This window comes from Tannerella forsythia (genome assembly GCF_003860135.1).
Taxonomy (GTDB): Bacteria; Bacteroidota; Bacteroidia; order Bacteroidales; family Tannerellaceae; genus Tannerella; species Tannerella forsythia_A.
The window spans coordinates 55211-67920 of record NZ_RQYN01000010.1 but is presented as its reverse complement, the minus strand read 5'-3'; the positions used below and the strand labels follow the sequence as shown (position 1 = coordinate 67920).

General features: G+C 47.2%; 10 protein-coding genes. 5 read left to right on the top strand and 5 right to left on the bottom strand.

The window, feature by feature from the left end; all coding sequences use genetic code 11:
* Positions 1-279 precede the first annotated feature (279 nt).
* A complete protein-coding gene (locus EII41_RS04445; protein WP_124789583.1) occupies positions 280-993 on the top strand; it encodes a DUF6261 family protein in 714 nt (237 codons plus the stop codon).
* Positions 994-1180: 187 nt separating this feature from the next.
* Here EII41_RS04445 and rpsA read toward each other — a convergent pair whose 3' ends face one another.
* From rpsA to EII41_RS04430, 3 genes are all read right to left on the bottom strand, one after another.
* Positions 1181-2980: a 30S ribosomal protein S1 gene (gene rpsA / locus EII41_RS04440; protein ID WP_124789582.1), complete on the bottom strand. Its 1800-nt coding sequence runs from the start codon at positions 2978-2980 to the stop codon at positions 1181-1183.
* Between the two features lie 149 nt (positions 2981-3129).
* A complete protein-coding gene (locus EII41_RS04435; RefSeq protein WP_124751489.1) occupies positions 3130-3504 on the bottom strand; it encodes a hypothetical protein in 375 nt (124 codons plus the stop codon).
* Entirely contained in the window at positions 3505-4059 is a 555-nt protein-coding gene (locus EII41_RS04430; RefSeq protein WP_124789581.1) for an RNA polymerase sigma factor, read from the bottom strand.
* 139 nt (positions 4060-4198) lie between these two features.
* Here EII41_RS04430 and EII41_RS04425 point away from each other — a divergent pair, with 139 nt between their 5' ends.
* Positions 4199-4588: a DUF6249 domain-containing protein gene (locus EII41_RS04425; RefSeq protein ID WP_124789580.1), complete on the top strand. Its 390-nt coding sequence runs from the start codon at positions 4199-4201 to the stop codon at positions 4586-4588.
* A gap of 106 nt (positions 4589-4694) precedes the next feature.
* Here EII41_RS04425 and lgt read toward each other — a convergent pair whose 3' ends face one another.
* On the bottom strand, positions 4695-5528 hold the full coding sequence (gene lgt, locus EII41_RS04420; RefSeq protein ID WP_124789591.1) for a prolipoprotein diacylglyceryl transferase: 834 nt from the start codon (positions 5526-5528) through the stop codon (positions 4695-4697).
* Between the two features lie 428 nt (positions 5529-5956).
* Between lgt and EII41_RS04415 the strand changes: the two genes are divergently transcribed.
* Genes EII41_RS04415 through EII41_RS04405 form a run of 3 tightly spaced genes read left to right on the top strand, consistent with a single transcriptional unit; the run spans position 5957 to position 11648 of the window.
* On the top strand, positions 5957-8737 hold the full coding sequence (locus EII41_RS04415; protein WP_124789579.1) for a TonB-dependent receptor plug domain-containing protein: 2781 nt from the start codon (positions 5957-5959) through the stop codon (positions 8735-8737).
* Positions 8738-8755: 18 nt separating this feature from the next.
* Complete coding sequence (locus EII41_RS04410; protein ID WP_260425476.1) at positions 8756-10105, top strand: DUF4876 domain-containing protein; 1350 nt, start codon at positions 8756-8758, stop codon at positions 10103-10105.
* Between the two features lie 4 nt (positions 10106-10109).
* On the top strand, positions 10110-11648 hold the full coding sequence (locus tag EII41_RS04405) for a DUF6850 family outer membrane beta-barrel protein (RefSeq protein WP_124789578.1): 1539 nt from the start codon (positions 10110-10112) through the stop codon (positions 11646-11648).
* A 4-nt stretch (positions 11649-11652) separates the two neighbouring features.
* Here the strand turns inward: EII41_RS04405 and aroB are convergent, their stop codons facing one another.
* Positions 11653-12708 (bottom strand): 3-dehydroquinate synthase, encoded by a 1056-nt coding sequence (gene aroB, locus EII41_RS04400; protein WP_124789577.1) that lies wholly within the window; start codon positions 12706-12708, stop codon positions 11653-11655.
* Between the last annotated feature and the right edge of the window lie 2 nt (positions 12709-12710).

Sequence of the window (12710 nt, the reverse complement as noted above, 5' to 3'; positions counted from 1 at the left end):
ATGCTTCCACATCTTGGACAATCCATAGTTTTTTTCAGCAAAGATAATAGTACTATATGAATTTAACAATACCAACAAAATGAGGGAGGCTTTTTAGAATACTTAGAATGTTAAAACAACATGCAGCGGTCTTTTCACAGCTCTTAATTCGTTCAAACACGATGTGGCAGCCTTTAAGCGCTATTCGATACGTTGCAAAAAATAAAAACAGCCTCTCGGAAGGGATGAAATTCTCAAGAGATAGAAACAGAAACGTTTTATTTTTAAATAGTGAATGATATGAAAAAACTTAATTATTCCGCTCGTACCACCGAGGTGGACGACGTATCCGACCGTCTGATTGCCGTCTATGACGCGCAACCGGCTCTTGCAGCCGATCCTTTTCTTGCCGCTACGTTCGGCGAGATACGTACCCAATCGCACGGCATTACGGAAGCGATTAAACGTGACCGTGCCCTGTCCGAACTCGACTCGGCCGATGCCCTGCGTGACGATCGTGTGCGCGACCTGCGCGACATTATCCGCGGATACCGAGCCCTGCCCCTGCCGGCACAAAGCAAAGCGGCCGTGGCGCTCTGGACCATCTTCGCCAAGTACGGCATGAAAATGACCCGCGAGAACTATGCCTCCGAGTCGTCGCTTATCGAATCCCTGCTGCTCGATCTCTCGACCGCCGAGGCCAAGCTGCATATCGATGCGCTGGCAGGAATGCCCGAAGCGATTGCCGCCCTGCGCACGGCACAAACCGATTTCACCGCCAAGCGCATCGCCTACGAAACGCATCTGGCACATGGCGCCGAAGGGCTTAACGCGTCCGAGATCAGAAAAACGCTGCTCGAACTGATTAACGGCCGACTGCTCACGTATATCGACACGATGGTCATGGTCGACAAAGCCAAGTATGCCTCGTTCGCGGCCGTAGTCGAAAAGGTGATCGACGACATGAATGCCGTCATAGCCCGTCGCACGGGAAAAACGCCCGAAGCATCGTAGCGCTTTTTTAAAAGACAACCGTAAATTGTTGACGACGTATAACCATTGACAATCAAACAATGGTTATACGTGGTACATGTTGTAGAGACGCCATTCGTTTCTTACTAAGCTACAGACTAACAAAAAGAGACTGCCTCAAAATCGAGAGACAGCCTCTTTTCAATATAAAACCTATGATTAAAAAAAGTTATTCGGCTTTCGGTTCTTCCGAAGCGGCTGACGGCTTTTCACCCAGCTTTTCTTTCAGGGCTGCCAGCTCTTCGATATCCCCCAGCGTGGTCTTTTCCATCACCGGATTAGCTACCGACTCAACATGCTTCGACGCTTTTCTGTCACCGCCTCTCGAACCTTTCTGCTCGTCTTCGAAAGTACGGCTGTGCGAAAGGATGATGCGTTTCGCATCTTTGTTGAATTCGATGACCTTGAACGGCAACTTTTCGTCCAGTACGGCCGACGATCCGTCTTCTTTCGTTAAATGCTTCGGCGTAGCAAATCCTTCCACCCCATAGGGCAATGAAACGACCGCGCCTTTTTCCAGCATCTCGATGATCGTACCTTCATGCACGGAGCCTACATTGAAGAGTGTCTCGAATACATCCCACGGATTTTCTTCCAATTGTTTGTGACCAAGGCTCAAGCGACGGTTCTCTTTGTCGATTTCGAGCACCTGCACTTCAATGTCCGTGCCGATCTGTGTAAATTCGCTCGGATGTTTGATTTTCTTCGTCCACGATAAGTCGGAAATATGAATCAGTCCGTCTACGCCTTCTTCGATCTCAACGAATACCCCGAAGTTCGTAAAGTTACGCACTTTGGCCGTATGTTTCGATCCGGTCGGATAACGTTGTTCGATATGTTCCCACGGATCTTCGCGCAGCTGCTTGATACCAAGCGACATTTTGCGTTCTTCGCGGTCGAGCGTAAGGATCACGGCCTCTACTTCGTCGCCCACCTTCATAAAGTCCTGTGCGCTGCGCAAGTGCTGTGTCCAGCTCATTTCCGAAACGTGAATCAATCCTTCTACGCCCGTAGCCACTTCTACAAAAGCTCCGTAATCGGCCATCACCACGACTTTACCGCTCACCTTGTCACCCACCTTGAGGTTCGGATCAAGGGCATCCCACGGATGCGGGGTCAGCTGTTTCAGACCGAGGGCAATGCGTTTCTTCTCGTCGTCGAAGTCGAGAATTACGACATTGATCTTCTCGTCGAGTTGAACAATCTCTTCCGGATGCGAAACACGTCCCCACGAGAGGTCGGTGATATGAATCAGCCCGTCTACGCCACCCAGGTCGACGAATACACCGTAAGACGTGATATTCTTGACCGTACCTTCGAGTACCTGACCTTTTTCGAGCTTCGAAATGATTTCTTTCTTCTGCTGTTCGAGTTCGGCCTCGATCAGCGCCTTATGCGATACGACTACGTTCTTGAAGTCCTGATTGATCTTCACGATCTTGAACTCCATCGTTTTGCCGACAAATACGTCGTAGTCGCGAATCGGTTTCACATCGATCTGCGAGCCGGGCAAGAACGCCTCGATACCGAAGATATCGACGATCATACCGCCTTTCGTACGACATTTCACGTAGCCTTTGATGATTTCGTCTTTTTCAAGCGCTTCGTTGACACGATCCCACGAACGGGCTGCACGCGCTTTCTTGTGCGACAGGATCAACTGTCCCTTTTTGTCTTCCTGATTTTCGATATAAACTTCTACTTCGTCTCCTATCTGCAAATCCGGGTTATATCTGAACTCGGACATCGGTACGACACCGTCCGACTTGAAGCCGATGTTAACGACTACTTCACGCTTGTTGAGCGAAGTAACCGTTCCGATTACGACTTCCTTGTCTCTCATGGTACTCAAGGTTTCATCGTAGGTTTTGACCAGTTCGTCTTTTTTTACCTCCGTGTTCAAGTCCCCCTTTTCGTACGATTCCCAATTGAAGTTCTCGTCAGGGACAATGTTTTTTAAATTCTCCATTTTAAAGTTAATACTCCGTTTTTTTAATTAAAAGTTCGACAATCTATTTATTACTCACTAAAAATAATCCGAAAAAGTGGGGCAAAGATAATGCTTTTTTTCGAAGAAGAATCCGCTTAGGTCAGAAAAACTTTGAATTTCAATTTTTTTCAGGCGTTCTCGCGCCGATGTTTTTTCTCGTAATATCTCCGCAAAGCAGCATCGCCCATCCAGAGGGCGAAAGCTAATGTCCCGATGTATGCGTAGAAGAAGAAAGTAGACATATCGGGGAGCGACATCCGCCACTGTGGCCATTGCCACGAAATGCCCAAGAAGAAAAACAGGACAGCAAGTGCGCCAAGGAGAAAGATGATCAGAGCACCGATCGCCAACAGGTTCAGGCGTTCTTTGCGGCGTTCGGCACGAAGATGCGCCTCCTGCCGGATGCGTTCCATGAGGAGGGACTGAAAGCCCGCCGAAAGGTTCTTGTCCGGCAGCCGGGCAAATAATTCTTTTAAACTGTCTTTTTCCATTCGTTCCATCATTCAATTCTCTCTGCTTTTTACGCCATCCATTAACTTCTTGCGGATACGGTGTATCTTCACTTTCACGTTCGACAGCGTCAGCCCCGTTATCTCCGCAATCTCCTCCATCGTCTTTTCCTGCTTGTAAAAAAGCAGGATCAGCGCTCGATCATCCGGCCGAAGTCGGTCCAATGCGTGCTCAAGCCGTTGTAAGCGATCCTCGTTGAGGGTTTCGTCCGCCTCATTGTCCGATGTCTCCTCCGCCACGCGTTCCATACCCGAATCGTCGAACGACATCCATTCGCGCTTCGTCCGACGTGTCGCCGAAACAGCCGTGTTGTAGGCAATGCGATAGAGCCACGTCGCGAAGCTACTGTTACCTCGGAACGAGGAAAGCGAACGAAATACTTTCAAAAACACATCCTGAGTCAATTCTTCCGCGTCTTCGCGATTGCCTACGATCCGCATCAATAACGAAAAAACCGGCTGACTGTAACGTTCCAGCAGCGGAGCGAAACATTCCGCATCGCCTGCCTGAACCCTTTCAACATATTCCATGTCGCTCAACCGTTCCATATCACTATTGACGCACATCGGAGAGGCAGGTTACAGTTACCGGCTGCAAAAATAAAAAAAATCGGGCAGAGTGTAACCTTTTTTCGGGACCCACGTCAAAAAGGGCAAACGAATTATTTATCATTTAAATTTTAACAATATGTCTGATTTAGTGCCTATTTTTATTGTATGGATCGTGTTTTATTATACGTATAAGTTGATCGGATTGTACGCCCGGCGGAAAGAACGGCTGTTGATGATCGAAAAAATGAATGTAGTAGGAGATCTGGAACTGCCGGATAAGGATGTACTCAAACGTTCGTTTACGGCGTTACGTGTCGGTTGCCTGTTGATCGGAGTCGGAGTCGGTTTGTTGATCGGCGTCATGGTCCAAACGATGCTTGTCAACGCCGGATACGACATGAACCAGTGGCCTGATCGTAAACTGTTTGAAATGTCATTTACGGCATGCGTGCTGCTCTTCGGAGGAATCGGGTTGTTGGTTTCCTACCCCCTCGAACGCAAGTTTTTCCCTCCCCAAAAGGACTGAAAAGGTTGTTTCAGGTACGGTACGCGGGGCTAGTTATTATGATATAACAGCCCAAGTACCGTATCAGTTTATACGACTAATGAGATTCACTTATAGTAAAAGTGCTTTATCTTCCCCGAGACAAGTTACTGCTTCTCTTCAGAAACATAAGAAATATGCCGCAAAAGATAAATGGGAGACTAAGCATTTGTCCCATATCAAACGGCAACCCTTCTTCGAACGAGACTTGATGCTCCTTCAGAAATTCGATCAGGAAGCGAGCCATAAACAGAAGAACAAGCATCAGTCCAAATAGAAAGCCGTCGGCCTTTGTGTTCTTCCTTCGATACAATCCATAGACGATAACGAAAATAATGAGATAAGCAATGGCCTCGTATAGTTGTGCCGGATGCCTCGGTAGCACATCGACACGCCGGAAAACGAAGGCCCACGGCACAGTCGTTGGATGACCGATGATTTCGGAATTCATCAAATTGCCCAAACGAATAAATGCTCCTGCTAAGGGGGCAACCACACCTATTTTATCCAAGACTGCCCAAATTGTTTCTTTATATTTTCTCGCGTAAGCCATAATGGCCAACAATACCCCAATGGCACCACCGTGACTGGCCAATCCGTGGTAGCCGGTAAAGCGAAGAGAACCGTCAATCCACTGTACAGGCAACAGCATCTCTAAGGGATGAGACAAATAATAGCCCGGTTCATAGAATAAACAATGGCCTAATCTCGCGCCCGCTACCGTTCCGATAAAAATATACGTGGCCAAATGCCATAAATGTTCCGAAGGGAGCCCCTCTCTTTTGTACATCCTTTGAACGATCCGGTAACTGAGCATTAATCCCGATACGAACAACAGGCTGTAATATCGGATGGAGATCATCCCGAAAAGATTCACGATTTCGGGATCTACGTCCCACTGAATAAACAAGTACACACCCATCACATTCCTAACAACAGAGTGCAAATATACAATTTCTCATTCCTGAAAACTCCGAAATTAAGCAAAAAGCAAAACTTTTAATTCATTTCATAACATCACAATCGTTAAGAGGATATTTGAACACAACATGCCTTTAGATATGCTATTCAATTCCTTCTTACCAGAAACAACCATTAAGCAATCACAATTTTAACGGCTGACACGATTTCCTGATTTAGAATGATCATAATATCTTTATCATTACAGGCGCAAATCAAGTTTTTCAGTCTCCAGAAACACGAGTAAAGCAAAACCCGCCTACCCAATATTAGGGATATACAGCTTAAAAAAATCCCCAATATTGGGGATTTTACACTGCAAGGCGGGCATTTAATTTTGTGCCAATTTTTATTTGCCTGATTAAGTTCTTTAGAAGAAAAAATTGTTTCATGAATATATTTCAACAAAGTGGAAGTAGACGCTATTGGATGATTACAGGGCTTTTGTTGCTGTTATGTTCATTCGATCTTATTTCCGGAACACCAACTAACGGATGTATTATTCTCAAGATAAATGATAAGGATGGTAAGCCATTGCCTTATGCATCCGTATTTGTAGAGCGTCTCGACCAGTATTATCTGACAGACGAAGGAGGTATGCTCTCACTCAGCAGTATCCTTTTGAAAGGTCAAGGTACGAACATCAGAATATCATATATAGGCAAAGTAACCCTCAACCAAAGTCTGACGGCCGAACAAATCGCTTCGGGAAAAACGTTGACGTTCATCTTGAACGAAGAGAACCTGTACCTTCCGGACGTCCAAGTTAATGCGGTCAGGGAATCGAGGCAGTCGAACTCTTCGATCGTCATCAACCGCAATAGTATCGATAATATACAGGCATACAGTCTGGCCGACGTGATGCAAGCTTTACCGGGCAAGGCAATCTTGAACATCGATCCCCATCAAACAAGCTTTCTGACCCTTCGTTCGGCACTGTCCGGAGCTACCGAAAATCCGCTTGACATATACAACCGATCGAAAATTAATGATTTCACACGAAACGCCGCCTTCGGCATCGCCTTTATCGTAGACGGCACGCCAATCTCCAATAATGTGAACATGCAGCTCGACAGTTACGGCAAATGGGGCGGAATTAAAATGTTCGATCGCCGCTTCAATACGGATAATAACGAACATGTAGCCAACGGAAATGACCTTCGCCTACTGCCGGCCTCGTCGGTTGAAAGCATCGAGATTATCTCGGGGGTGGCTCCCGTAAAATACGGCGACCTGAGCCATGGCGCCGTAATCATTAACCGTCGTGCAGGTATTACCCCTCTCTACGGATCGGTAAAAGTACAATATGACATCTTGAATGCTTCCGCCGGAAAAGGTCTTTCACTCGGTAATAAATACGGCTTGCTACACTTCCATGTCGATTATCAAAGCAGCACAAAGGATAAACGCGACCGACTGAAAACCAATTCACGACTAGCGCTTAATACCACATGGACAAAGACCCTGAATGCCCCATTGAAATGGGACAATACCTTATCCATAGACTTATCGCAGAATATCGACGGGCTGAAAAATGATCCCGACGAGGTACTGAACCGCACCAAGACAGAACAAAGTGCGGTCAAACTCGCCATCCGAGGAACCCTTCAGCCTCCGAGCACCTTCCTCGACAGAATCGATTATAATGCCTCTTTCTCTCTCAGTCGTCAGTATGACATGCACGAAGAATACATCCAGAACTTTGAACGCAGAATTATAACGGACGACTATACCTCCGGTCTTCATGAAACGGATATTGCTCCGCCTCGCTATGTATCCAAACTAGAAATAGAGGGTATCCCTCTGCTCGGGTACGCGAATATCGAAGGACGCAAATCCATGAGGTGGAAAGAAGGTACTCATCTCGTAAGTTTCGGATTATTTGGAAAGTATGAAGCGAATCTGGGAAAAGGCAAAATCTTTGACCCGGAACATCCTTTCCACGACGGAGGAATCGGGGGGCGAGGCGACCGATCGTATGACTACAAAAACCGTATCAGACTCCTTCAATACGGCGCCTATCTACAGGATAAAATGACACTACCTTTGGGAGAACATCATCTTTCCGTTACAGGCGGTTTACGTCTGGAGACACAAAGAAATCGCTTCGTAATCAGCCCGCGCGTAAGTAGCACTTACTTTATCGGAAACAACTTAAGCTTCAACGGAGCTTACGGCATCAGCTATAAAATTCCCCCAACTGCCTATTTATATCCGGAGAATGTCTATTTCGACCGTCTCGTATTTTCTCATTATCACGACGAATATCAGAAACGGCTCTATCTTTACCAGACCAAAGTGATCGACCCGACCAACCGGAACCTGCGTTCGCCTTATACCCACAGCTTCGAATCCGGAGTAACATATCGTACCAAAGGATTCAACACCTCGCTGACAGGATATCTGAAGATCGACCAGGACGGCATCAGTTCGTTGACGGTTATTGATACCATGTATGTGCAATATTATAAAAAGACCGGTGATGCACCTAACGGCAGGCCTCTGTATACTCCTGACGGAGAACGTAAATTATACATTGACTCATACTACAAACCGGAAAATCGTCTCTATAGCAGCAACTGCGGAATAGAACTTGTCGGCAATATCGACGAGATCAAACCATTGGGACTGTCATGCAACTATTCGCTTGTCTACAACTACAGTTATTATTATTCGAAAGGCGATCGTTCGAGTGGGAAGGTCGATATGGAGCAAGAAGCTGTGGCAGGCATTTATGGCCCGATCAAAAACAGTACCCATGAACTGGTCTCCACGGTAAGCCTAACGAAACATATCTCCGTGATAGGACTTATTCTGAATGTCCGTCTTCAAAACTTCTGGCTTCGTCACTACCACCGCTTTGGCTACAGCATCTATCCGGTAGGTTACTATGACCGGAATTTTAACATGGTTCGTTTTGAAGGTAACGAGGCGCAAGACCCCAAATGGGCATACTTAAGATTATCATACAGTGAACCCTTAAGCATTCGCCAGCCTATTCTGATTCCGAATTGCCATCTGCGCGTATCCAAAGAGCTAGGATCAAAGCTCAGGCTGTCCTGCTATATTTATAATATATTCAATTATCGCCCATATACGGAAATGGACGGTATCAGAAGATACTTTAACCAAGCCCCTACTATCAGCATGGATATTTCTTATAAAATTTAAATATAAACAAAACTCACAATGAAAACAATTAGATTAATGAATGGCGGTATCGTATGGATCGTTATGCTCCTTGCCGCATCTTTTATGACTTCGTGCGACCGAACGGAAGATACACCGGAAGTGAAATCTGCAGCGATGAAAGTGAATGTGTCACTCGCACCCGAATATGCGAAGGCTCCGCTCGGTAAAGTAACGATTGTTTTACGTAATGTAAGTACAGGAAAAGAATCTACCGCCACCTCGGAGAAAGGCCTGCCGGTAGAATTTAAGCAACTGCCTGTTGATATCTATGATATTACAGCAACCTACTCCATGTCGAACGAAAATTATAAAAACATAACCGGGCAGGATGCGAATAAAAACACAGTGCTTTTCTCCGCATCCCAGTCGGGCATGCAGTTAGAACCCGGAAAGATAAAAGAAATCGATCTGGTGCTGAGCACTTCAACAACCGAAAACTTCGTATTCAAGACGCTGTACTATGGCGGATCCGACAGCAAAAAAGCCGCCGGTGATTACGATCAGTTCTTTGAAATATACAATAACTCGAACAAAACACTGTATGCCGACAGCTTATGTATTGCCATCACCACGATGAACCGCTACGGCAACGGCCATCCAACACAAGACAAACGCTACTATTATACTGAAGACGGTCGTTACGACTGGAGTAAAGCCGAAGGCATGACGCTGGGAGAGAAGGCTAACAGCGACTATTACTATGCAAGCATGCTGTTCATGATACCCGGCAATGGAAAAGAACATCCGGTAAAACCGGGTGAAAGTCTGGTCATCGCACGCTTTGCGACAAACTTCAAATCGAAATACACGAATATGAGAGGTACCGTCGTAGAAGTAGCCTCACCCGAACTGACAGTAGACCTGAGTAAAGCCGATTTCGAAGGTGCCTACGAGCGTACCAAAGCACTTACCAATCCGAATGTGCCGGATTTAATTCTGATTCACAAGGGTAACAACACCTCAATGCGTTTATCGAGTAATGGAAAGGAGGGTTACGTGCTGTTCCGTCATCCCTCACCTTCACAACTTCCCATATTCGTCTATCCTGCGATAGATCCCAAAAAGGGCTCGAAAAGCCAGTTTATCCAAATCCCCAACGCTAATCTGATCGATGCGGTTGAAGTGATTTCTCCGACATCGACAGGGTATGTCTCTCCCAAGGCGATACAAAAGAAAGACGATGCCGGATACGCATATGTGAAGGAAGGAGAGTATACGTCTTTGGCTCTGACACGGAAGATCAGTCGTATGGACGGGAATCGCCGTGTGCTTCAAGACATCAACAATTCGGGGATTGATTTTCTGACCATCAAAGCCGAGCCGCGTGCATTTGCCCCGGCCAAATAAAAACATGTTTAGATACACTGCTTATATCATCCTGTTCACAGCGCTCTGCCTCTGCCCATCGAACGTGGAGGCAGAGGCTGTCGACAGTATCACGCATTCCGTGATGACCCATTCGTTGCGGAATGAGGTGTACAGAAGAACGATGGAAACACCGATGAGTGTAAGATTGCTTCCACGATCCTCCTTCGGTCATACAACTTTAGCCTATCAATATGCATCGGGTGAACTGATAAAGGTGCAGATGCCTGAACAATTTCGCGACGTTTCATTGACATCCATCGGGCTATACTCTGCCGAACGATGGCAGGTATACGGGGAGTTCGCTTATCATCGTACCTTTTCCGACAGCGTACAATGGCTCTTGAGTGAAAAGCCTCGTGATGGTATGCCCTATTATTTTGCATCACCACAAAAAGGAAACTGGGAAACGGAAATATACGATATCAACGGGAATTTTAATATCGATCTCTTCCTATCATTTGTGGTTGGAGCCTCCGCATCCATACATTATTTCAAAGGCACCCGTTCAAACGATCCGCGTCCGTCGGCCGAAAGTTTTCGCTCACATTACTATTTATATGCCGGATTAAGACTTCCCAAACTCTCTCTGACCGTCGAAGGCGGGTGGGGCTATGGTACACGCGACAACAACATTGCCTATCGAAATACAGATAACGATCGCCCGATACGCCTCGATAAAATGGCTTATGAATTTATGGGCTTCGGAATCAATCGGAAGACACAAAAGTTTCAGAACAGAGACTTAGAAGCGAATCTCTACGCCCAGCACATCGGCGTGCAGCTGGAGAGCCGGTTAAGCAACACGATGACTGTATGGGGACGCTTGGCCTACGACCGCCAACAAGACAGCATACGCCGTAGCCGTACCACGAATGTCGACCGCAGTCTGCTTTCAACGTATACGGTACATAAAACATCTTTAGCATTGGGGAGCACATGGTCACCCTGCGGCAAGATAAAATGGGGATCCTTCTTCTTTCTGTATCAGGCAAAAGGCTTCGACAAATTGAACAACATCCTCCAAGGACAAAAAAACTATGTATACAATCATACCGATCTCGGATTAAGGACTTGGATGAATGTAAAACACAATCCCCGACGAACAGATTGTTACGGGATAACCCTCAACCGTTTGTCGGAAAGACGAGCCGACGGGTCGTCCGAACATCTTTTCCGCATAAACAGCACGGAAGCAAGCATCATGTGGGGACAGCAGCGGGTCGTACGCTCCTCTTATCGAATCTCATATCATCTTCGTCAAGGGCTGGAAGTCCCGCGCTCCACATTGACTTATCCGGACTCTCAAATAAACATCTTTACAACCGATGTGGCTGTTCCGTTATCTCATTATTATCATACGGATCGTGGTTACACGAATTTGCACGCCGTAATCGGCAAACAGTTCGGAACAAGCCTACTGTACCTATCATTCGATTACAACATCCTATACTTGCTCGGAAACTCTCCTTATCTGAAAGGCGCTCGAAATACTTTCACCTCAGCACTGACCTTGAGCTTCTAACCCTCTACCGCCCTACCGTCTCGCGGTAGAAGTCGAGCGATTCGAAGACGCGCTTCTTGTCCACTTCCTGATCGATACGGATATCGCCGACCCCTCCCAAGAGCACAAAACGGATACGTCCTCCTTCGTTCTTCTTATCGTGGGTCATGCGCTCGTACAAGGCTTCGTAATCGTGGCAGTCGAAAGCGAGCGAGGGGTATCCGCTACGGATCAGATTCACCGTCCGCCGTAAGACTTCGACAGACATCGCGCACTGTTTATGCGAGAGATACAGTTCGCAAATCATGCCGGCGGCCACCGCATGACCATGGAGGATCGGGTGATGCTTGGCAAAGAACAAACTCTCGAGTGCATGGCCGATGGTATGGCCGAAATTAAGCGCTTTGCGGATGCCCAGTTCTTTCGGGTCTTCGTGAACAATGCGTTCTTTGACAGCCACTGAAGTCTCGACCAGCGCGTGCAGTGGTTCTATGTCGATCTTTCTCCCCTCGATCTCGAACGCGAGGAGGCTGTTCAGATGATTTTCGTCGCTGATCAGCCCGTGTTTGAGCATCTCGGCAAAGCCGGAGAGGAGATTGTCACGGTCGAGCGAATGCAGGAAGACCGTATCGATCAGCACGGCATCAGGCGGGTAGAATGCCCCGATCTCGTTCTTCAGTCCGTCGAAGTTAATGCCCGTTTTCCCGCCTACGGCCGCATCGACCGCGGCCATGAGCGTCGTAGGGATATTAAGCGTATGCAGCCCGCGTTTGAACGTAGCTCCTGCAAACCCGCCCAGATCGGTCACCATCCCTCCGCCGAGATTAATCAGCAGAGAATGGCGGGATGCGCCGCTTCGCGAGAGGATCGTCCAAATTCGGGCAACCTGTTCGATGTCCTTATGCGTATCTCCGGGCTCGATCGTAATGACCTCCGCCTGCCTGAGCTTCTGTACGGGCTCCAAAAGCGGCAGACAAGTATCTCGTGTATTCGTATCGGTCAGGATATACGTCCGGTCGTGTTGATGCGACGCAAGATACGACGTCAACTCCCCGACAATATCTTTTGTGATAAGCACCATCG

What these genes read in the sequence shown, in the direction of transcription:
- EII41_RS04410 (WP_260425476.1), top strand. Translation starts at nt 8,756, where the DNA reads ATGAAAACAATTAGATTAATGAATGGCGGTATCGTATGGATCGTTATG.
- lgt (WP_124789591.1), bottom strand. Translation starts at nt 5,528, where the DNA reads ATGGGTGTGTACTTGTTTATTCAGTGGGACGTAGATCCCGAAATCGTG.
- aroB (WP_124789577.1), bottom strand. Translation starts at nt 12,708, where the DNA reads ATGGTGCTTATCACAAAAGATATTGTCGGGGAGTTGACGTCGTATCTT.
- EII41_RS04415 (WP_124789579.1), top strand. Translation starts at nt 5,957, where the DNA reads ATGAATATATTTCAACAAAGTGGAAGTAGACGCTATTGGATGATTACA.
- EII41_RS04405 (WP_124789578.1), top strand. Translation starts at nt 10,110, where the DNA reads ATGTTTAGATACACTGCTTATATCATCCTGTTCACAGCGCTCTGCCTC.
- EII41_RS04435 (WP_124751489.1), bottom strand. Translation starts at nt 3,504, where the DNA reads ATGATGGAACGAATGGAAAAAGACAGTTTAAAAGAATTATTTGCCCGG.
- EII41_RS04430 (WP_124789581.1), bottom strand. Translation starts at nt 4,059, where the DNA reads ATGGAACGGTTGAGCGACATGGAATATGTTGAAAGGGTTCAGGCAGGC.
- rpsA (WP_124789582.1), bottom strand. Translation starts at nt 2,980, where the DNA reads ATGGAGAATTTAAAAAACATTGTCCCTGACGAGAACTTCAATTGGGAA.
- EII41_RS04425 (WP_124789580.1), top strand. Translation starts at nt 4,199, where the DNA reads ATGTCTGATTTAGTGCCTATTTTTATTGTATGGATCGTGTTTTATTAT.
- EII41_RS04445 (WP_124789583.1), top strand. Translation starts at nt 280, where the DNA reads ATGAAAAAACTTAATTATTCCGCTCGTACCACCGAGGTGGACGACGTA.